General features: G+C 62.9%; 22 protein-coding genes. 11 read left to right on the plus strand and 11 right to left on the minus strand.

Going from position 1 to position 18,822, the window contains the following annotated elements; all coding sequences use genetic code 11:
* Positions 1–61: 61 nt before the first annotated feature.
* The gene (locus AC1RZR_RS17320) at positions 62–994 is read right to left on the minus strand and encodes an alpha/beta fold hydrolase (RefSeq protein ID WP_481825390.1); all 933 of its coding nucleotides are present in this window, start codon (positions 992–994) and stop codon (positions 62–64) included.
* Positions 995–1,182: 188 nt separating this feature from the next.
* On the opposite strand from AC1RZR_RS17320, the gene AC1RZR_RS17325 reads away from it, so the two are divergent.
* A complete protein-coding gene (locus tag AC1RZR_RS17325; RefSeq protein ID WP_481825391.1) occupies positions 1,183–2,190 on the plus strand; it encodes a ribonuclease T2 family protein in 1,008 nt (335 codons plus the stop codon).
* Between the two features lie 34 nt (positions 2,191–2,224).
* Here the strand turns inward: AC1RZR_RS17325 and AC1RZR_RS17330 are convergent, their stop codons facing one another.
* Both AC1RZR_RS17330 and AC1RZR_RS17335 read right to left on the minus strand, forming a co-directional pair.
* Entirely contained in the window at positions 2,225–2,356 is a 132-nt protein-coding gene (locus AC1RZR_RS17330; protein ID WP_481825392.1) for a hypothetical protein, read from the minus strand.
* Positions 2,357–2,396: 40 nt separating this feature from the next.
* Complete coding sequence (locus tag AC1RZR_RS17335; protein WP_481825393.1) at positions 2,397–3,683, minus strand: GGDEF domain-containing protein; 1,287 nt, start codon at positions 3,681–3,683, stop codon at positions 2,397–2,399.
* 276 nt (positions 3,684–3,959) lie between these two features.
* Between AC1RZR_RS17335 and ettA the strand changes: the two genes are divergently transcribed.
* The 5 genes from ettA (at position 3,960) to AC1RZR_RS17360 (ending at position 8,752) form a co-directional block, all read left to right on the plus strand.
* Positions 3,960–5,609 (plus strand): energy-dependent translational throttle protein EttA, encoded by a 1,650-nt coding sequence (gene ettA / locus AC1RZR_RS17340; protein ID WP_477274501.1) that lies wholly within the window; start codon positions 3,960–3,962, stop codon positions 5,607–5,609.
* Positions 5,610–5,654: 45 nt separating this feature from the next.
* Positions 5,655–6,422 (plus strand): trans-aconitate 2-methyltransferase, encoded by a 768-nt coding sequence (gene tam, locus AC1RZR_RS17345; RefSeq protein WP_481825394.1) that lies wholly within the window; start codon positions 5,655–5,657, stop codon positions 6,420–6,422.
* Positions 6,423–6,526: 104 nt separating this feature from the next.
* Complete coding sequence (locus AC1RZR_RS17350; RefSeq protein ID WP_481825395.1) at positions 6,527–6,862, plus strand: hypothetical protein; 336 nt, start codon at positions 6,527–6,529, stop codon at positions 6,860–6,862.
* A gap of 108 nt (positions 6,863–6,970) precedes the next feature.
* Positions 6,971–8,092 carry a beta-ketoacyl-ACP synthase III gene (locus AC1RZR_RS17355; protein ID WP_481825396.1) on the plus strand — a complete coding sequence of 374 codons (1,122 nt, stop codon included), beginning with the start codon at positions 6,971–6,973 and terminating at the stop codon, positions 8,090–8,092.
* A 243-nt stretch (positions 8,093–8,335) separates the two neighbouring features.
* Entirely contained in the window at positions 8,336–8,752 is a 417-nt protein-coding gene (locus tag AC1RZR_RS17360) for a GFA family protein (RefSeq protein ID WP_477274509.1), read from the plus strand.
* 20 nt (positions 8,753–8,772) lie between these two features.
* On the opposite strand, the gene AC1RZR_RS17365 is transcribed toward AC1RZR_RS17360, so the two are convergent.
* From AC1RZR_RS17365 to AC1RZR_RS17375, 3 genes are all read right to left on the minus strand, one after another.
* Complete coding sequence (locus AC1RZR_RS17365) at positions 8,773–9,339, minus strand: methyltransferase family protein (RefSeq protein WP_481825397.1); 567 nt, start codon at positions 9,337–9,339, stop codon at positions 8,773–8,775.
* A 114-nt stretch (positions 9,340–9,453) separates the two neighbouring features.
* Positions 9,454–9,852 carry a VOC family protein gene (locus tag AC1RZR_RS17370; protein ID WP_481829077.1) on the minus strand — a complete coding sequence of 133 codons (399 nt, stop codon included), beginning with the start codon at positions 9,850–9,852 and terminating at the stop codon, positions 9,454–9,456.
* 31 nt (positions 9,853–9,883) lie between these two features.
* Positions 9,884–10,306, minus strand: a complete 423-nt coding sequence (locus AC1RZR_RS17375) for a tautomerase family protein (protein WP_481825398.1) — start codon at positions 10,304–10,306, stop codon at positions 9,884–9,886.
* Positions 10,307–10,430: 124 nt separating this feature from the next.
* Between AC1RZR_RS17375 and AC1RZR_RS17380 the strand changes: the two genes are divergently transcribed.
* On the plus strand, positions 10,431–11,072 hold the full coding sequence (locus AC1RZR_RS17380; RefSeq protein ID WP_481825399.1) for a TetR/AcrR family transcriptional regulator: 642 nt from the start codon (positions 10,431–10,433) through the stop codon (positions 11,070–11,072).
* 5 nt (positions 11,073–11,077) lie between these two features.
* Positions 11,078–11,695 (plus strand): MOSC domain-containing protein, encoded by a 618-nt coding sequence (locus AC1RZR_RS17385; RefSeq protein WP_477274518.1) that lies wholly within the window; start codon positions 11,078–11,080, stop codon positions 11,693–11,695.
* Between the two features lie 168 nt (positions 11,696–11,863).
* On the opposite strand, the gene AC1RZR_RS17390 is transcribed toward AC1RZR_RS17385, so the two are convergent.
* The gene (locus AC1RZR_RS17390) at positions 11,864–12,703 is read right to left on the minus strand and encodes an SDR family oxidoreductase (protein WP_481825400.1); all 840 of its coding nucleotides are present in this window, start codon (positions 12,701–12,703) and stop codon (positions 11,864–11,866) included.
* A gap of 150 nt (positions 12,704–12,853) precedes the next feature.
* Positions 12,854–13,816, minus strand: coding sequence for a D-amino acid aminotransferase (locus tag AC1RZR_RS17395; protein WP_481825401.1), 963 nt, complete (start codon positions 13,814–13,816; stop codon positions 12,854–12,856).
* Positions 13,817–13,966: 150 nt separating this feature from the next.
* On the opposite strand from AC1RZR_RS17395, the gene AC1RZR_RS17400 reads away from it, so the two are divergent.
* A complete protein-coding gene (locus AC1RZR_RS17400) occupies positions 13,967–14,473 on the plus strand; it encodes a hypothetical protein (RefSeq protein WP_481825402.1) in 507 nt (168 codons plus the stop codon).
* Positions 14,474–14,487: 14 nt separating this feature from the next.
* On the opposite strand, the gene AC1RZR_RS17405 is transcribed toward AC1RZR_RS17400, so the two are convergent.
* On the minus strand, positions 14,488–14,802 hold the full coding sequence (locus AC1RZR_RS17405; protein WP_481825403.1) for a DUF2293 domain-containing protein: 315 nt from the start codon (positions 14,800–14,802) through the stop codon (positions 14,488–14,490).
* Positions 14,799–15,338 carry a tRNA (N6-threonylcarbamoyladenosine(37)-N6)-methyltransferase TrmO gene (gene tsaA / locus AC1RZR_RS17410; protein WP_481825404.1) on the minus strand — a complete coding sequence of 180 codons (540 nt, stop codon included), beginning with the start codon at positions 15,336–15,338 and terminating at the stop codon, positions 14,799–14,801. The genes AC1RZR_RS17405 and tsaA overlap by 4 nt, the downstream gene beginning before the upstream one ends.
* Positions 15,339–15,463: 125 nt before the next feature.
* Between tsaA and AC1RZR_RS17415 the strand changes: the two genes are divergently transcribed.
* Positions 15,464–16,471, plus strand: coding sequence for an ArsR/SmtB family transcription factor (locus AC1RZR_RS17415; RefSeq protein WP_477274530.1), 1,008 nt, complete (start codon positions 15,464–15,466; stop codon positions 16,469–16,471).
* Positions 16,471–17,388 (plus strand): methylenetetrahydrofolate reductase [NAD(P)H], encoded by a 918-nt coding sequence (gene metF / locus AC1RZR_RS17420; RefSeq protein WP_378915394.1) that lies wholly within the window; start codon positions 16,471–16,473, stop codon positions 17,386–17,388. Before AC1RZR_RS17415 ends, metF begins: the two co-directional genes overlap by 1 nt.
* A 401-nt stretch (positions 17,389–17,789) precedes the next feature.
* On the opposite strand, the gene AC1RZR_RS17425 is transcribed toward metF, so the two are convergent.
* Complete coding sequence (locus AC1RZR_RS17425) at positions 17,790–18,707, minus strand: DMT family transporter (RefSeq protein WP_481825405.1); 918 nt, start codon at positions 18,705–18,707, stop codon at positions 17,790–17,792.
* Positions 18,708–18,822: the final 115 nt, after the last annotated feature.

Below are 18,822 nucleotides of genomic sequence, written 5' to 3' on the forward strand. Positions count from 1 at the left end.
GGGCGTCATGCACTATCAACACCTTGCGCTGCTGTCACGGCCCTTGCGCTGGGCCAAGCCTTCATCGCTTCAGCACGGTTTCGGCCCAGGCCGCGAAATCGACCATGATGATGTCGCGGTTCACCTCGTTCAGGCTTTCGTGGCGGGTGTCGGCGTAAACCTTTGAAACGAGATTCGAAAAGCCCATCTTGCGCATGCGATTGGCAAGGTGGGTGATCCCTTTGCCGTAATCCGATGCGGGGTCTTTCTCACCGCCGACGATGCTGACGGGGAGGTTGTGCCTGATGCCGGCAAAGCCAGCATCCTTGCCGCCGTTCAGCGCCATGCCGACGACGTCGCGCCACATCGACACCGAGGCATCCCAGCCGCAGAGCGGATCGGCGATGTATTTCGCCACTTCCGCCGCGTCGCGCGACAGCCAGTCGAAAAGCGTGCGGTGATTGGGCACCGCCTTGCCCCAGGCCTGGAAGGTAAGTTTCGGCAACAGGCGCGAGGGGACATCCGAGCCCAGCCGCATCCTTTCCCAGCCAAGGATGCCCAGGGCCAGTTGTCCGAGCAGGCCTTGCGAGAAATTGCCGTTCCAGATCGCGGCCCCATGAACCCGTGGCGAGTGCGTCAACAGGAAGTTCAGCGCCACGGACGCACCCATCGAATGGCCGAAAAGGATGACCGGCAGGTTCGGCTGTTCGCTGGCGATGAGATCATGAATGGCGTCGACATCGGCGATCACCTTGGCTGCGCCGTCCCTGTCGGCGAATCTCCCGAGCGGCGCATCGGGGGCCTTGGTCTCGCCGTGGCCACGATGGTCGTGGACATAGACATGGAAGCCGCGTGGCCCGAGAAAATCGGCGAATCGGGCATAGCGCGCGGCATGCTCGGCCAGCCCGTGATTGATCTGGACGACGGCACGTGCCCGGCCATCGGCCTGCCTGACGAAAAGATTGAGATCGGCACCGGTCGGCGAGGTAACCACACGCTGCTGGCTGAATGACATGCCGCTCGGTCTCCAGGCTCTGGCTGCCACCGTGGCGCCGGCTTTGTTTGCGCCGGCGTCGGTTTTGCGTCAATCCGCTCCTGCAGATTTTCGGCGACGATGTTTCTTGCGTTTGGCCAGCAAAATATCGCAATTCTGACATGGAGACGGCTTCAGTCTGTCGCCCACTTCCTCAACGGGGATTCCCTATGCGCATTGCTGTTGTTTTCGGATTGGCCATGCTGGCGGCGTCGCTGGCCAATGCTGCGCATGCCGACGTCAAGATGAGCGGCACCTTCGTTGCCGATGCGGCCTGTCCGGCAACGCAAGCGATCAAGAACGGCAAGAACCCCGGCAATGTCTCGACCGATGCCGGACAGAGCTATCAGCTGCTTGCTGGCAACAAGGATGCGCCGACGCATTACCTCATCCTGGTGCCCGGCGCCGATCCGGAGCGCCGCTGGGTGAAGGTCACCTGCGGCCATGTCTCCGGCAGCAGCGCCGTGACAGTGCCGGCAGCGCCTGGCGGACAAGGCAAGCCGGCGGCGTCGGGAAAACCCGAATACGTCTTCGCGCTGAGCTGGCAGCCGGCCTTCTGCGAGACCAAGTCGAGCAAGACCGAATGCAAGTCACAGAGCGCTGGCGATTTCGACGCCACGCATTTCACCTTGCACGGCCTGTGGCCGCAGCCGAACGGCAATTTCTATTGCCAGGCGACTGCAGCCGACAAGGCCAATGACAATCCGACCCATTGGAAGGACCTGCCGCCGGTCAACCTGGATGCCGACACCCGCACGGAACTTGATCAGGTGATGCCAGGGACAGCCTCCCATCTCGAACGGCATGAGTGGATCAAGCACGGCACCTGCTACGGCAAGAGCCAGCAAGACTATTTCTCCGATGCGCTCAATCTGATGCGTGCGGTGAACGGCTCGCCGGTGCGGGATCTCTTTGCCAAGAACATTGGTGGGAAACTGACGGCGGACCAGATCCGTGGCGCCTTCGACAGCGCCTTTGGCGCCGGGGCAGGAGACCGGGTGCGCGTCTCCTGCGTCATCGATCCGTCGAGCGGCAGGCGGCTGATCGGCGAACTGACGCTCGGCCTTGCCGGCCCGATCGGCCCCAACAGCTCGCTCAAGAACCTGCTGCTGGCTTCGGTCCCGACCAACAAGGCCGGCTGCCCGACCGGCACCGTGGACGCGATCGGATTCCAGTAGGCGCTGGCGGAACGCAGACACCCGACTGCTCTGCCTACGACATCGAAGCCGGGCCGATCATCACCGCGCTGAAATGGCTGGCGATCGCCTTGATGGCGGTTTCCACGGTGGCGGGCATTCGGCGGCAGAAGAAGTCGCCGTAAGCGTCACATAGCTTGAGCAGCACGATCTTATCCGAAAACCGGCTCCACTTTCGGGACCGTGCTCTAGATTCGAGCGGATTGGGTCCATGCGACGGAAGTGTCGGCCTCGTGGCCGCCCGGCTCGCCGACGACGCGGTCGCGCCCGGTCGACTTCGCCTTGTAGAGGCGCTGGTCGGCAAGCGCGAACAGATCGGCAAGGCAGCGCGTCGTTTCGCTGACGCTGGACACGCCGGCGCTGACGGTCAGCTCGAAGCGGCTGGTGTTGGCGGAGGCCTTGACGGCGTGGCGGATGCTTTCGCCAAACAGCCTGGCCACCGAGTGCGGACGCGAACTGAGGATGGCGAATTCCTCGCCGCCGATCCGGAACACCTGGTCTTCGGCGCTTGCCGCATCGCCGAGCAGGGCTGCAACCGCTTTCAACACCTTGTCGCCTTCGGCATGGCCGAACCGGTCGTTGATCGACTTGAAATGGTCGACATCGATGATCAGCAGGCTGAGCGGCCTGGCCGTGCGCAGGCTGACCTGAACCGCGGCTTCTCCATCGCTGTCGAAGCGACCCCTGTGCAGCAGACCGGTCAGGCCGTCCCGGCCGACATGTTCGACCAGCGCTTCGTAGCGTTCGCGATAGGTCAGCGTGTCGAAGATGTCGGTCAGTCCGCGCGGCACCGCGATCTGGCGTTCCTCGAACCATCTGAGATAGGCCACGAGCATGGTGCTGAAGATCAGCGCGGCGGCCATCTTGGCGAACCAGCCGCCGAAGAACACCGCGATCGGCGCGCCGGCAACGAAATGCAGCGCGGTGAAGAACCCCACCTGGTCGAAGGTGAGCACGCAGGCGACCGAAATCAGGATGCGCGCGAACTGTGCCTTGCGCAGACGACGCCCGAGCTTTTCATAAAGGAGTATGATCAGGATGGCGTCGACGAACAGCAGCGTCGTACCCCAGACCATCAGCCAGCCCATCTGGTCGATGAAGCCGATGTCGGGGAGCCTGCCGTCGGGAAGCGGCGCGATGGCGTGCAGGCGCAACAGCAGCACCAGCCCGATCATCAGCGCATTGCCGAGCAGCAGGCCATAGATCGGCTGGCGGACGGTGGCGGCATCCTCTTTCATGTAGAGCAGCAAAAGCATCACCAGCTTGCCCGAAAACAGCACGGCCGAGCCGGGCGAGACCATGCCGAACGGCAAGGCGACGTAAAAGACGCTGGCGAGGTAGGTCTCGAGAAAGTGCATGACGCCGAGCGCACAGACGAAGACGCCGAGGCCAGTGCGCTTCCTGATCCGGAAGAGCGTCACCATGACGCTGAAGTAGACGACCGCCTCGGCAAGGAGCAGGAAACTGTTCAGCAACGCCGTCCGATCCGATCTCTTCTCGTGGAATCGCGACAAACCAGCGATTCCACCCCGATCCTGTTTTGACGCGGAAGGGTTAACGGAGCTTTCATCGCGCCCCGCGGCCGGTGGAAAACTTCAGCGGTTGGCGGACACTTCCGCGTGTGGCCGGCTAGATGAGGCAAAAGCGATTGCCGTTCGCCGCCGCATCGCCTACATAGCGGCCAACCTCCATTCAATTTGACAAATCCAGTCAGTTTCTCTGGGCCAGTCAGTTTTTCAGGGAAAGCGCGCGTGGCACGCCAGTTCATCTATCACATGGCCGGCCTCAACAAGGCCTATGGCACCAAGAAGGTGCTCGAGAACATCCATCTGTCCTTCTATCCGGATGCCAAGATCGGCATCCTCGGCCCCAACGGTTCGGGCAAGTCGACGATCCTCAAGATCATGGCCGGGCTCGACAAGGAGTGGAACGGCGAGGCGTGGCTGGCCGAAGGCGCTACCGTCGGCTACCTGGCACAGGAGCCGGCGCTCGACCCGGCCAAGACCGTGTTCGAGAACATCATGGAAGGCGTTGCCGCCAAGACCGCCGTCATCGAACGCTACAACGAATTGATGATGAACTATTCCGACGAGACGGCCGACGAGTCGGCCAAGCTCCAGGACGAGATGGACCGGCTGAACCTGTGGGACCTCGAACAGCAGGTCGAGATGGCGATGGAAGCGCTGGGCTGCCCGCCCAAGGAAGCCGACGTCACCAAGCTGTCGGGCGGCGAGCGCCGCCGCGTGGCGCTTTGCCAACTGCTGCTGCGTCAACCCGACTTGCTGCTGCTCGACGAACCGACTAACCATCTCGACGCCGAAACCACGGCGTGGCTGGAAAAGCATCTGCGCGCCTATCCGGGCGCGGTGATGATCATCACCCACGATCGCTACTTCCTCGACAATGTCACCGGCTGGATCCTCGAACTCGACCGCGGCCGCGGCATTCCCTATGAGGGCAACTACACCAAATACCTCGAAGCCAAGGCCAAGCGGCTCAAGCAGGAAGGCCGCGAGGATGACGCCCGCCAGCGCGCCATCGGCCGCGAGCGCGAGTGGATCCAGTCCAGCCCGAAAGCCCGCCAGACCAAGTCCAAGGCGCGTATCCAGGCGTTCCAAGATCTGCTGGATGCCGCCGACAAGCGGCGTCCGAGCGATACGCAGATCGTCATTCCGCATGGCGAGCGGCTCGGCAATGTGGTGATCGAGGCCGAAGGCCTGTCGAAGGGCTTTGGCGACACGCTGCTGATCGACGGCCTGGAATTCAAGCTGCCACCCGGCGGCATCGTCGGCGTCATCGGCCCGAACGGCGCCGGCAAGACGACGCTGTTCCGCATGATCACCGGCCAGGAAAAGCCGGATGCGGGCTCTGTCCGCGTCGGCGAAACGGTCAAGCTCGGCTATGTCGACCAGAGCCGCGATGCGCTCGATCCGTCAAAGACAGTGTGGGAAGAGATTTCCGGCGGCGCCGAAGTGGTCAAGCTCGGCAAGTTCGAGGCCAACACGCGTGCCTATTGCGCCTCGTTCAACTTCCGTGGCGGCGACCAGCAGCAGAAAGTCGGCAATCTGTCCGGCGGCCAGCGCAACCGCGTGCACCTGGCCAAGATGCTGAAGACCGGCGGCAACGTGCTGCTGCTTGACGAGCCGACCAACGATCTGGATACGGAAACGCTGGCGGCGCTCGAAGACGCGCTGGAAAATTTTGGTGGCTGCGCGGTCATCATCTCGCACGATCGTATGTTCCTCGATCGCCTGGCGACGCACATCCTCGCCTTCGAGGGCGACAGCCATGTCGAATGGTTCGAGGGCAATTTCGAGGATTACGAGCAGGACAAGATCCGCCGCCTCGGGCCGGATGCCGTCAACCCGCACCGCATGACCTACAAGAGGCTGACGCGGTAAGGGACTAACCGGGGCGGCGAATTCTCAACTGTGTGAGGAGTTCAAATGGCTGATTGGTCCGCCGCCCAATATCTGAAATTCGAAGACGAGCGCACGCGACCGGCGCGGGATCTCGCAGCACAGGTGCCGGTGGATTTCCCGCGCCGGGTCGTCGACATCGGCTGCGGGCCGGGCAACTCGACCGAGCTGCTTGTCGAGCGCTGGCCGAATGCTGAGGTCAGCGGCTTCGACACCTCGCCCGACATGATCGAGAAGGCGAGGGCGCGGCTGCCGGATCTCAACTTCGACCTGGCGGATGCCTCCGAATGGCAGCCGGCCGAGCCGGTCGACGTGATCTTCGCCAATGCGGTGTTCCAGTGGCTGCCCGAGCATCCGGCGGTCTTCCAGCGGCTGATGGGTTTTCTCGCCCCAGGTGGCGCGCTGGCCATCCAGATGCCCGACAATATGGGCGAGGACTCGCACCGCCTGATGCGAGAGACCTCGGCCGAAATGCCGTTTGCTGAAAAGATCAAGGGCGCGGCGCGCGGGCCGCTGCCGCCGGTGTCATTCTACTATGACCTGCTGTCGCCGTTCAGCGATCGGCTGGACATCTGGCACACCATCTACAACCACCCGCTTGCCGACGCCGAGGCGATCGTTGAATGGGTGAAATCGACCGGGTTGAAACCGTTCCTCGATCCGCTTGAGGCGGACGAGCGCAAAATGTTCCTCGACAGCTACACGGCCAAGGTCGCCAAGGCCTATCCCAGGACGGCGAACGGCAAGGTGCTTTTGCGCTTTCCGCGCATCTTCATCGTCGCCAAGCGGGCTTGATTGTCCACGTTGCGATACGCCAATTGCGGCCGCTTGACCCGGTTTCGCCGCCATGCGCATTTCATCACGTTGGATCGCGATGGCCCGCGTGGCAGGGGTGGACGATGACACTGAAAAAGGTGCTTTTCGGCGGCGGCGTGAGCGCAGCGGCACTTCTGGCGTTCTCGATCTCGGCGGAGGCCAAGCGGGCACGTTGCTTCACCAGCGATGACGGCTATTTCCCGTGCGGCTATCGCGCGATCGATGACGCGGGCAGCTTCCGCATCTCGGCGCCGGGCTATCCGACCTATGTCCTGGAGATCGACGGACCGGGCTTTGCCTATGGCTATGTCAATCTCGGTCGCCGCAACGTGCCGCTGCCGGGGCAGTTCGTGCGAAGCCGTGATGACGGCGCCTGCTGGAACAATCCGCAGACAAACACCAAGCTGTGCGCCTGGTGAAGTCGGGCTTAAGTCGGCGTAAACCGCCTCGGTGAGAAAAGTTATTGCGCCGGAGCGTTCCGGCGCCCACATGAAGCCCGCAACGCCTGCGGATGGGACGGACTGGACATGCATCGCGTCATCATCAGCGGCATTGGCGTTGAGATCCCCGAACCCACGATCACCAACGAAGAACTGGTCGCCAGCTTCAATGCCTGGGTCGACATGGAGAATGCCCGCCGCCAGGGTACCGACGATCCGCCGCTGGCGAAATCAGACAGTGACTTCATCGTCCACGCCTCGGGCGTGCGCACCCGCCATGTGATCGAGCGCGAAGGCATTCTGGACCCGACCCGCATGACGCCGCGCATTCCTGCGCGGCCCGACGACGCGCTGTCGCTGGAGGCCGAGTTCGGCATCGCCTCGGCGCGAAAAGCTCTCGACCATGCCGGGCTCAAGCCGTCCGACATCGATCTGGTGATCTGCTCGGCCTCGCATCACCAGCGGCCGTACCCGGCGATCGCCATCGAAATGCAGGCGGTGCTGGGCACAAAGGGCGCCGGCTTCGACATGGGGCTTGGTTGTTCGTCCGCCGCGGCGGCCCTGCATATGGCGGTCAATTTGGTGCGCTCGGGTGCGCACAAGCGCATTCTGGTGACGACGCCAGAAATCATCACCGGCCATCTCAATTTCCGCGACCGGCAGACGCATTTCATCTTCGGCGACGCTTCCGTGTCGATGGTGGTGGAGGGGCTTGCCCAGGGCGACAAACGGCCGGGGCGTTTCGAGGTGCTGGACACACGCATCTGGACGCAAATGTCGAACAACATCCGCACCAACCTAGGCTACCACACCCGCACCGCCCAGGACGATCCCTACATGATCAACCTGGAGGGCAATCTGATCAAGCAGGTCGGCAACAAGGTGTTCAAGGAAGTCACAGTCGCCGGCCAGAAGTTCATCGTCGAGTTCCTCGCCGAGCACGGGCTGACGCCGCAGGCGGTGCGGCGCTTCTGGCTGCATCAGGCCAATGCGCGCATGAATGCCATGATCCTGAAACTGTCATTCGGCCACGAGGTCGACCACGACCGCGCGCCGATGGTGCTGGAACGACTGGGCAACACGGCGGGCGCCGGCGCCATCGTCGCCCTGTCGGAGAACCATGCCGACATGAAACCCGGCGATTTTGGCTTGATCTGCGCGTTTGGCGCGGGGTATTCCATAGGTGGCGCGCTTCTGCGAATGCTGTAGGGCATTCGATATTCGGGTGACGCCAGCCTGCAAATAGCGGCGGCCTGCGCCTGCGGTACTCATGTACCCAAGCCTTTCGTTCGGGTTCTCGAAATCCGCCCAGCCCGGTCCTTCGCGCCCGTCTCGCATTCCCGCTCAGCCTGACCTGAACCCAACACCCTGTGTTGGGGCGCGTCTCAGTTTGAAATCAACACGATCTCGCTTCAGAAAACGATCTCGCTTCAGAAAACGGAGGATTTTCCAATGATTGATGCCCGATGCAATTGCGGCGCTTTCGCACTGACGCTTCCAGGACCATCAAAACTGGTGGTCGCCTGTCATTGTCTTGAGTGCCAACGGCGAACCGGCGCGCCCTTTGGCGTCGGCGCTTTTTATCCGGTCGATGCGGTGGCCATTTCTGGAACCGCAAAAGAGTTCACCCGTGATACAGCTAGCGGCGGCAAGGTCCACACCTACTTTTGTCCAAACTGCGGATCGACGGTCTGTTGGAAAGCCGACAAGCTGCCGTCGATGATCGGCGTTGCGGTTGGCGCGCTGGCAGACCCTAGATACCCGCCCCCCGTCAGATCGGTTTTCGAGCAGTCGAAACATGATTGGGTTCAAATCGATGGCGCCGTCGAACACTTCGAGCAAAGCAGTGTGGCAAGAAATTCAAACTAAGCTGGCGTTTATCTGCCGTGTCAGGCTGGCGCGAACGGCACCAGCATCGGCACCCGCCTGGCATAGTCGTCATAGGCGCTGCCCAGTTCGCCGCGCAGGAAGCTTTCTTCCAGTCTTGCCTTCGTCACGATGCCGATGATGAGCACCGCGGTTCCGGCAATGCCCCAGACCGTACCCTTGGCCACCATGGTGGCCAGGATCGCCAGCAGCAGTCCGGTGTAGATCGGATGCCGGACCAACCCATACGGGCCGGTGTCAACAACGTGGTGCCCGGCCTTGGCGGTGATGGTGCCCGACCACAGCCTGCCGAGATGCAGGCGCGCCCACCAGGCAAAGGCGATGCCGATGGCGGTCAGGGCTACACAGATCCATGCCTCGGCGAGGTTCGGTATCCACAACCTGAGGCGGCCTTCATAACCATGCGCGGGGATGAACAGCAACACCGCGCCGACCAGCCAGAGAACCCGATAGCGAGCCTCCACCCTGAAGCCGGCGCGTTTCTGGGCAGGGTCGGCCCACAGGGCTGCGGCGGCCCAGGTCACCGCCCAGATCAACCAAAGCTTCGCGATTGCCGTCCCGGGATGCATGAGAACCTCCGCAGACTTGGTCCCGATGCACCATGACGCCACCGCGGCGCGTCAGCAATCCGGTGAGACGTGGGACGGGCTCCGTTTCAGGTAAGAAGATCGTGATCCGCGCCCTCATTCATTGGTGCAGCTGAACATCCACTGCACGCCGAAGGCGTCGACCAGCATGCCAAAGCTGGTTCCCCAAACTTGCCGCGCCAGGGGCACGGTGATCCGGCCGCCTGCGGCCATGCGGGTGAAAAGCTGCCGCATCGCCGGCAGGCTCGCGAATTCCAGACAAAGGGCGGAGCCTTTCATCGGCTCCGCGTCATCATTGTCCGAGGCATGAAACAGCACGCCTGGACCTTCGAACCGCGCATGCAACACCTTTCCGCGCATGATTTCGGTTCGCACCGGCATGGTGTTGTCGCCCCAGCGCAGCAGGATCGTTGCCCGGCCAAGGCCGCACTGTTCGTAGAAGGCCAGTGCAGGCTCGCAATTGGTGGTGAAGAACAGCGAAGGGGAGAGCCGCATCGGTTCGCTCATGTTCATCGCAACCGCCACATCAGTGCGCGGCGGCGGTTGCTGCGGCGACAAGTGCCTCGCCGGAATATTGCCTGCTACCGATACCCCAGCCGCCGTCGGGCGCATTGACGATGTTGATCCAAGTGTTCTCAGGCCGGTGGCCCGGCACGCAGAGCTCGGCGACAATCCCGGCGGCCGCGGTGATGAAGGCATTGCGGGCTTCGATCGACCCGAGGCCGATGTTCGGCAGCTTCAGCTCGACCATGACGACCGGTCGATTGGCGCCACCGGCATAGATGCGCTGCAGCGGCAGGACGTGGACCGTGCCGCCGACGATCGCGGTGAAGAACGCATTGCCGGTGGCACCGGATGCTTCGATGAGGGCGGCGCTGAGACGCGGCACGATCTCGTGCTCTCCCGCCGGGGTCAGTACGCCTTCGGGTGCGGTCACGGTGATTGGCATCTGGCTCTCCTTTTCGCTGGTTTCCATGGTGTTCCGGCGGGCTATGTCTTCCGGCTTGCCATGTTTCGTATCGATTGGTACGTTACGTGGAGAAGATGAGTCAACAGGTTTCGTATCGATCACTATGGATAATTTGGAAAAGCCTCGCGGCGGCCGGCCGCGCGCATTCGATCCCGACCGGGCACTGGATGCGGCGATGCATCTGTTCTGGGAGCATGGCTATGAGGCGACATCGCTGGCCATGCTGCGCGAGGCGATGGGGCTGACGCCGCCTCAGATCTACAACGCCTTTACCGACAAGGAGACTTTGTTCCGCAAGGCGCTGACGCGCTACCACCAGACCGAGATCGGCTTTGCGCTGGACGCGCTGAGTGCGCCGGTGCCGACGGGGGAGGCGGTCCGGAGGTTGCTGCTCGGCGCGGCGGAGGCCTATTCCAGGCCCGGCAAGCCGGGTGGCTGCCTGTTCGTCAGCGGTGCGCTGGCAGCCTCGCCGCAGGCGCAAGCCATCGCCGATGAACTGAAGGCCTATCGCAAGGCAAGTGAAGCGGCGATCGCCGAGCGGCTGGCCAAGGGCCGGGCAATGGGCGACCTGCCGAAAGGTCTCTCCGTCGAGGCCTTCGCCAAATATCTGGCGGGCGTCATGAACGGCATGTCGATCCAGGCGCGGGACGGCGCTTCGGTCGAAGAGTTGCGCACTTTGGCCCAAACCGCTCTTGCGGCGTTCTTGATCGAAGGGCAAAAACAGGGCGCATCATCCAAGGAATGAAGCCGATGTTGGATCTCTTCCCCGAGGCTGAAAAGCCGATCGAAATCATCCCGGCGCGCAAGCTGGTCGCCAAGGTGGCGGCGCTTTACGTCGCGCCATCGGATCATTTCGAGACGCGCCCGGTCGACTCGCTGCGGCTGGGCTTCGACGGTATATCAGGCGATTTACACGCCGGCGCGACGCGGCGCTCGGGCGGGCGCGAGCCCTGGTATCCGCGCGGCACCGAAATGCGCAACGAGCGGCAATTGTCCGTCGTGGCGGCGGATGAACTGGCCATCGTCGCCGAACGCATGGGCCTGGCCGAGATCAAGCCGGAATGGATCGGCGCCAATCTTGTGATCGAAGGGGTGCCGCATTTGTCCATGCTGCCGGCTGGCACGCTGCTGTTCTTCAAGGACGGTGTGACCATCAAGGTCGATGCACAGAACGGACCTTGCCGCATCGCCGGCCGATCGATCGCCGAACATGCAGGGATGGCCGACATCGAGGCCGGTGCGCTGCTGTTCCCGAAAGCCGCGAAGCGGCTGCGCGGCGTTGTCGCCTGGGTTGAAAAGCCCGGAGCGATCAAGGCCGGCGAAGAGATATCCGTGCGCGTGCCGGAGCAGTGGATCTATCAGAGCTAGGCTCTCGCCCATTGGAACGCAGGGGCTACGCCGCCGAGGCGGCGTAGCGATATTTCCGAACTAGTGCAGTTCACCGTTTCACGGAAACGGCGAACCGCTCTAACTCTTTGTTTTGACGCAATTCCGGACGGAAAACCGTTTCACACTTTTCCTAAAATTGCTCTAGCCTCAAGCCTTGCGGTTCTTCTTCGCGCCCTGCGCCATGATGGAAACGTCGTCCCACTTTTCCCAGGTGGCGATGCGATTGGCGTATTCCTGCTTGATCATCGGCAGGCCGCCATCGCCGAAGAACACGCGCAGCGGCGGCTCGGCGGCATCGACAATGGCCAGCATCGCAGGCCCGGTGGCCTCCGGATCGCCGGCGACCGAATTGGCGCGGCGCTCGGCCATCTTGGCGCGGGCCGGCGCGTAAGCCTCGATCGGCTTGGAAACCTTGGCCGACGGACCGGCCCAGTCGGTTGAGAAACCGCCCGGCTCGACCAGCGTCACATGGATGCCGAATTCCGCGACCTCGATGCCGAGCGACTGGCTGAATGCCTCCAGCGCCCATTTCGAGGCGTGGTAGAGGCCGAGCGAAGCAAAGGCATTGACGCCGCCGATCGACGAGATCTGGATGATGTGGCCGGAACGCTGCGCCCGCATGATCGGCAGCGCGGCCTGGGTGACCCAGAGAGCGCCGAACACATTGGTTTCGATCTGGTCGCGGGCTTCCTGTTCGCTGACTTCCTCGATGGCGCCGAAATGGCCATAGCCCGCATTGTTGACGACGACGTCGAGCCGGCCAAAGCGCTTGTGCGCCTCGGCGATCGCGGCATCGACGGCTTTCTTGTCGGTGACGTCGAGCTTTATCGCGGCAATGTTATCGCCGTACTTCTCGACGAGATCGGCGAGTGTGCCGGCATCGCGGGCAGTCGCCGCGACGTGGTCGCCACGGGCGAGTGCCGCCTCGGCCCAGACGCGGCCAAAGCCCTTAGACGATCCGGTGATGAACCAAACCTTGTTTGTCATGATGTGGAGTCCTTGCCCCTGCGGGCGTGATTTCGGGTGAAAGCGGAGGCTTCTCCGCTTTCGGGCATATACGGACGATCCTGCGCTTTTCCAGAGGCGGAGAAGAACTTTTTGAACAAGCCGCGCCCGTAGAACAAGAAATTCGGCCGATCAGGGATAGTGCACCGGACTCGACCATGCCGGGTCGTCGTGCTTTCGCCAATACAGCGCCATCAGGCGGCTGGTGACCGGACCGACCTCGCCGTTGGCGATCCGGGCGCCGTCGATCTCCGTCACCGGCATGATGCCGCCGGCGGTCGAGGTGATGAAGACCTCGTCCGCCTCGCGCAGCGTGGCGACGCTGACATCGGTCGGGGCGGCGGCGAGGCCCAATTCGGCGCAGAGATCGAAGACGGTGCGCCGGGTGATGCCGGGTAGCACGCCAATGGCCGGCGTCGACAGTTCGCCATCCTTGACGCAGAAGACGTTGAACCCCGGACCCTCGGCGACGTTGCCGTTGAAATCGAGAATCAGCGCGGTTTCAGCGCCGCGGTCGTAGGCATCGTAGAGGCCGCGCACCAGATCGAGCCAGTGGTAGTTCTTGATCGCCGGGTCGATCGAGGCCGGTGGAATGCGCACCTTATCGCTGACGGCTACGCGCAGGCCGCGCCGCAACTGGTCTGCATTGGCGACCGAGCCGAACGGCAGGGCAAATGCCATGAAGCGGTTGACCGCCTGGCGCGGGTCGCGGCTGAAGGTTGGCGAGGCACCACGCGTGCACAGCATTTCGACATAGGCGGCGCGATGGCCCGACAGTGCCACGCAATTCTGCAGGATTTCGGTCACGCCTTCGCGATCGAAGGGGATCGTCATGCGCAGCTTTTCCAGCCCGCCGAAAAAGCGGTCGAGATGCAGGTCGAGGCGGAAGAAGCGGCCATTCCAGACATGCACGGTGTCGTAGGTGGCGTCGGAATGCAGGAACCCCCAGTCCAGCACCGAGACCTTCGCTTGCGACATCGGCAGGTACTGGCCGTCGAGGAAGGCGATGCCGTCGGGATAGGAATGCGGGTCGATGTGGCGCTCGCTGACCGTCGGCAGGGGCTTTGCATCCTGTCTTGCCATCGTCCGGCTCATAAGGCCTCCTCTCGCGCTGGGCGGGACCAACAAGCTATCGGCGCGATGCGGAAGGTATAGAGCCAGCCGACCGGCGCTGTTCGTCCTCGATGACGATCTGGCCGATACATTGGACCGGAATCGCCGTATGTTGCGTGACCGGGAGGGGACATGGGCAGGTTTGGGACTGTCATCGCAGCCATGATGGTTTTCGCCGCCGCCGGCCAAGCCGGTGCCGCCCAGTGCGCGCGCGAAGGCGAGGAGCTGTGCCAGAGCGGCCAGACCTATCGCTGCGAGAAAACCGGCAGCGAGTTGACGCCGATCTTCCAGAACGTGCCTTGCGCGGTGAAAGTGCCGCCGTTGAGCGGCACCTGGGTCGGCAGCGGCCATCAAAGCCCGGCCGGAGCCACTGGCGCCGACTGGTCAATCACCATGACGATCAATGATGGCGGCGCGTCGATCGACTATCCGTCGCTAGGCTGCGGCGGATCGCTATCGCAGACGTCCAGGGACGATACCTCGGCGGAATACCATGAGAGCATCACCTACGGTCAGGACAAGTGCATCGACGGCGGCAATATCACCGTCAGGTTTTTCAAGGGAAATCTGTCCTGGACGTGGATCGGCCAGGCGGACGGCCAGCCCTACAATGCGGTCGCCGTGCTGATACGGCAATAAGCGGACTTACGGCCTCATTCCTCCTCGTCGTCGGCGTCGAGCAGCCGGGTGGCGCGCCAGCGGGTGAGCACCAAGTTGGTCTGCTCGATGACGAAGAAACGCGCCGAGTCACGGTCGTAGCCTTCGCTCAGCAGCTTTTCGTAATCGGTGTGCACGTGGCGGATGTGGGCAATGGTCGCCAGCCACACGGCAATCGTCGGCGGCAGGGTTTTCATGTGAACCGAGCCGGCATCCGCACGGATCTTCTCCATGTCGGCATAGGGTGCCAGCGGCAGAAGTGCTGTCAGCGCCTTGGCGATGGCACGGCGGCGTCCGGTCGACGCTTTCATCGCTGAATCCGATTGGGCTCGTCGCGCCCTTCGATGGTCGCCTCGGCAAAGGCGTCGGTCGAGGCGAAATAGGGCTTGATGTCGATGACCGGCGTGCCGTCGAGCACGTCGATGGCATCGAGATCGATGCGACCGGTGCCGTTGTCGAGCCCGACGAGCCTGGCCACATGCAGGCCGACCGGGTTCGGCCGGGCCGGGGAGCGCAGGCCGAATACGCCTTTGGCTTCAGCCGCATGGCGCGGTTTCTGCACAATCAGAGTCCGCGGCGCGTGATGCAGCCACGACAGGATGATGATGTGGCTGGCCCGCTCCAGCCCTTGCAGGCCGCTGCGATAGGGCGCGTCGATGGTCAGCACCGCCGGTTGTCCGGTCTCGCGCGCGGTGCGCATGTTCTTCGGACAGGTCTCTCGTGTCGTCCATGGCGAGGCGATGCGGCCGATGAAGACGATCCCGCCATGCGGCGGCATCAGCGCCGGATCGTTCTCCAACCTCTGCTCGCCGTCGCGCGTCTCGAACATCTCAAGCGGTCCGGTCATTTGGCCCAGGTTTCTCCGAACGCCACGCAAGCGGCATTTTCTTGTCCGGAAGCGACATAGTGCTTGCAAGGTGTCGAAAATCGACATAAACATATGTTTATATCTTTTTCAAAGAGAATACGCTTATGCATGTCTCTCTCGACACCATGGTGGACACATTGAAGGCGGCGGCCGAATCCAGCCGCCTGCGCATATTGGCACTGTTGTCGCGCGGCGACCTCACCGTTTCCGATCTTACCGAAATTCTCGGCCAGTCGCAGCCGCGCGTTTCACGGCACCTGAAGCTCCTGCTGGAGGCCGGGCTGATCGGCCGCTACCAGGAAGGGTCGTGGGCCTTCTTCCGCCTGTCGGACGCGGATTCCGCGCGTGACTTCGTCATGGGGTTGGTTTCCGGCATTCGCGGCGCCGATCCGCAGGTCGAGCGCGATCTCGAGCGCCTGGCCTCGGTCAAACGCAAGCGGCAGGACCGCGCGACCGAGTATTTTTCCGTGAATGCGGCAAGCTGGGACCATATCCGCTCGCTGCATGTGCCGGACCGCGCCGTCGAGGCCGCGATGCTCAAGCTGGTCGGCAAGCGGCCGTTCCAGTCGATGCTCGACCTGGGCACCGGCACCGGTCGGCTGCTCGAAATCTTCTCGCCGCTCTACCGGCGCGGTGTCGGCATCGACATGTCGCGCGAGATGCTGACCGTGGCGCGCGCCAATCTCGACAAGGCGGGGGTGTCTAATGCGCAGGTGCGGCAGGGCGACATCTTCGCGCCGCCGGTCGAGCGCGACGCCTTCGATCTCGTCACCATTCACCAGGTGCTGCACTATCTCGACGATCCAGCCCGCGCCATCCACGAGGCGGCGCGACTTTTGCGCCCGGCCGGGCGACTGGTCATCGTCGACTTCGCACCGCACACGCTGGAATTCCTGCGCGACGAGCACGCGCATATGCGGCTCGGCTTTTCAGACCGGCAGATCGCCGACTGGTTTTCCGAAGCCGGCCTCGATCTCGAAGACAGCCAGGAGTTCGAGCCGCGCGGCGGCAACGAGGCCAGGCTCACCGTAAAACTCTGGCTCGGCCGCGACCGGCGCCTGCTGATCGCCGATCCTTCCAACGACACAAGGCAGATAAGGGAAGTTGCCTGATGAACCAGTTCCGCTTTTCCCGCCGCCCCGACATCGGTGACAAGGTCCGGGTTTCCTTTGAATTCTTCCCGCCGAAGACGGACGAGATGGAGGCAAGGCTGTGGGACACGGTCACCAGGCTGGAGCCGCTCAAGCCGAAATTCGTCTCGGTGACCTATGGCGCCGGCGGCTCGACGCGTGAGCGCACCGCACGCACCGTAAAGCGCATCCTGACGGAAACCGGTATTCCGGCCGCGGCGCATCTGACCTGCGTCGGTGCAACGCGCGAAGAGGTCGACGCGGTCATCCAGGATTACAAGTCGATCGGCATCAACCGATTCGTGGCGCTGCGCGGCGACCCGGCTTCCGGTGTCGGCGAACCCTACCGCCCGCATCCGGGCGGCTACGAGAATGGCGCGGAACTGGTCGCCGGGCTTAAGAAAATCTCGGATTTCGACATCTCCGTCGCGGCTTATCCGGAAAAGCATCCGCAAAGCCCGGATTTCGCCACCGACATCGAGATGTTGAAACGCAAGGTCGACAATGGCGCGACGCGCGCCATCACCCAGTTCTTCTTCGACAATGACCTCTACGAGCGCTATGTCGAGCGCGTCCGTCGCGCCGGCATCTACATTCCCATCGTGCCGGGCATCCAGCCGGTTCACAGTTTCAAGCAGGTCGCGAACTTTTCCGCGAGAGCGGGCGCGCATGTGCCCGGCTGGCTGGCGGAGCGGTTCGAGGGCCTTGACCGGGACCCGCAGACGCATGCGCTGGTGGCGTCGGCGGTGGCGGCCGAACAGGTCATGGATCTGGTCGAGCGCGGGGTCGGCGATTTCCATTTCTACACGATGAACCGAGCCGACCTGGTCTTCGCGATCTGCCACATGATCGGCATCCGCTCACACGAAGCCGAGGCGGCCGGGTCGGCCGCGGCGTAGGTCCTAAGAGCGTCTGAAATGCAAAAAGGCCGGGCAAAAACCCGGCCTTTTAATTGGTTGTACTATTGGGTGCTGGTCTTCCCCGTCTTGGCGGGTCAGGGAAGAAAGCCCATAATGAGGGCTCCGATGAAGGCGAACGCAGCACAGATCATCAATGCGTTGATTGGCCTTGTAAGTCCCATGACATAGCCTCCTCTTAAAGAGCTATGCCTGAGAGTCTAGGTTCATTTGTGCCACAGGCAAGCGGAAAATATGCTGCATTGCGACGTGATTGTGGGATTTGCGACCCGCCTTTTGCCGTTAAGCATTGAAACTCTTCGGCAAAAACCCGCTTCAGACCTGTGAACAAATTATGGCGGCGGTGTGTCATTCCCGTGTCATGGCAGCGCTACCGCGTCGTCCTAACGCCTTCCGAACAATCGCCCATCGATGGTGACGAGGCCAAGTGCGATCAGCACCACGCCACCGATTTCGAACAGTTCGAGCCGTTCGCCGAGAAACAGGAAGCCGAGCAGCATGGCGCTGGCCGGCACGATGAGCGTGACCAGCGAGGCATTGGTGGCGCCGGCCGAGGCGACCAGGTTGAAGTAAAGGATATAGGCGAAGGCGGTGGACAAAAGCGCCAGCGCCAGCACTGCCGCCCAGACCGGCGGCGAAGCCGAGAACAGGCCCGCCGGACCATAGGTGAAGAGTACGATCGGGATCATGATGACGGTCGAGGCGGTCAATTGTCCGGTGGCGATGACCGGCGAGGGCACACCCTTGAAGCGGCGGGCGACCATCAGCGCCACGGCATAGGACAGTGAGGCGCCGATCAGCGCGAATTTGGCCCAGACCGGGCCACCGAGCCCGGCAAGCAGGCCGGGGCCGATCATCACCGCCGTGCCGGCGATGCCGAGCGCTATTCCGGCGAGCTTGTTCCAGGAGAGTTTTTCATCGCTGGTCAGCGCGTTGGCCAGGATCAGCGTCCAGAACGGCGTCGTCGCGTTGAGCACCGAGGCAACGCCGGCGCCAAGCTGGGTCTGGCCGGCGAAGATCAGCGAGAAAGGGACGACGTTGTTGGTGAACGCCAGCAGGAAGAACAGGCCGGCATGGGGAAGCGCGAGGCGGAAGGACGGTCCGCGGATGGCGAGATACAGCTGCAGTGCAATCGCCGCGATGGCAACGCGAAACAGCACCAGCACCAGCGGATGAAGTTCCGCCACCGCGATGCGGGCAAAGAAAAACGAACCGCCCCAGATCGCACCGAGCAGCAGGAGCTGCCCCCAGTCCTTGAGCACCATCGGCCCGCGTTGTGCTGATGTCGCGATCATTGCCATGTCAATCGTCCTCCCAGACGGCCTCAATGCCAGCCGGTCAGGCAGAAGCCATATCGGGTCCATCGACAAGGGCCACCCGAAACCTGAGTGATGGCAAACGTACTGCCAGGACCTA

The organism is Mesorhizobium bavaricum (assembly GCF_056781655.1).

Excerpts from the sequence above, each read along its gene's own strand:
- AC1RZR_RS17320 (WP_481825390.1), bottom strand. The coding sequence starts at position 994 with ATGTCATTCAGCCAGCAGCGTGTGGTTACCTCGCCGACCGGTGCCGAT.
- AC1RZR_RS17325 (WP_481825391.1), top strand. The coding sequence starts at position 1,183 with ATGCGCATTGCTGTTGTTTTCGGATTGGCCATGCTGGCGGCGTCGCTG.
- tam (WP_481825394.1), top strand. The coding sequence starts at position 5,655 with ATGGCTGATTGGTCCGCCGCCCAATATCTGAAATTCGAAGACGAGCGC.
- AC1RZR_RS17350 (WP_481825395.1), top strand. The coding sequence starts at position 6,527 with ATGACACTGAAAAAGGTGCTTTTCGGCGGCGGCGTGAGCGCAGCGGCA.
- AC1RZR_RS17355 (WP_481825396.1), top strand. The coding sequence starts at position 6,971 with ATGCATCGCGTCATCATCAGCGGCATTGGCGTTGAGATCCCCGAACCC.
- AC1RZR_RS17360 (WP_477274509.1), top strand. The coding sequence starts at position 8,336 with ATGATTGATGCCCGATGCAATTGCGGCGCTTTCGCACTGACGCTTCCA.
- AC1RZR_RS17365 (WP_481825397.1), bottom strand. The coding sequence starts at position 9,339 with ATGCATCCCGGGACGGCAATCGCGAAGCTTTGGTTGATCTGGGCGGTG.
- AC1RZR_RS17370 (WP_481829077.1), bottom strand. The coding sequence starts at position 9,852 with ATGCGGCTCTCCCCTTCGCTGTTCTTCACCACCAATTGCGAGCCTGCA.
- AC1RZR_RS17375 (WP_481825398.1), bottom strand. The coding sequence starts at position 10,306 with ATGCCAATCACCGTGACCGCACCCGAAGGCGTACTGACCCCGGCGGGA.
- AC1RZR_RS17380 (WP_481825399.1), top strand. The coding sequence starts at position 10,431 with ATGGATAATTTGGAAAAGCCTCGCGGCGGCCGGCCGCGCGCATTCGAT.
- AC1RZR_RS17385 (WP_477274518.1), top strand. The coding sequence starts at position 11,078 with ATGTTGGATCTCTTCCCCGAGGCTGAAAAGCCGATCGAAATCATCCCG.
- AC1RZR_RS17390 (WP_481825400.1), bottom strand. The coding sequence starts at position 12,703 with ATGACAAACAAGGTTTGGTTCATCACCGGATCGTCTAAGGGCTTTGGC.
- AC1RZR_RS17395 (WP_481825401.1), bottom strand. The coding sequence starts at position 13,816 with ATGAGCCGGACGATGGCAAGACAGGATGCAAAGCCCCTGCCGACGGTC.
- AC1RZR_RS17400 (WP_481825402.1), top strand. The coding sequence starts at position 13,967 with ATGGGCAGGTTTGGGACTGTCATCGCAGCCATGATGGTTTTCGCCGCC.
- AC1RZR_RS17405 (WP_481825403.1), bottom strand. The coding sequence starts at position 14,802 with ATGAAAGCGTCGACCGGACGCCGCCGTGCCATCGCCAAGGCGCTGACA.
- tsaA (WP_481825404.1), bottom strand. The coding sequence starts at position 15,338 with ATGACCGGACCGCTTGAGATGTTCGAGACGCGCGACGGCGAGCAGAGG.
- AC1RZR_RS17415 (WP_477274530.1), top strand. The coding sequence starts at position 15,464 with ATGCATGTCTCTCTCGACACCATGGTGGACACATTGAAGGCGGCGGCC.
- metF (WP_378915394.1), top strand. The coding sequence starts at position 16,471 with ATGAACCAGTTCCGCTTTTCCCGCCGCCCCGACATCGGTGACAAGGTC.
- AC1RZR_RS17425 (WP_481825405.1), bottom strand. The coding sequence starts at position 18,707 with ATGGCAATGATCGCGACATCAGCACAACGCGGGCCGATGGTGCTCAAG.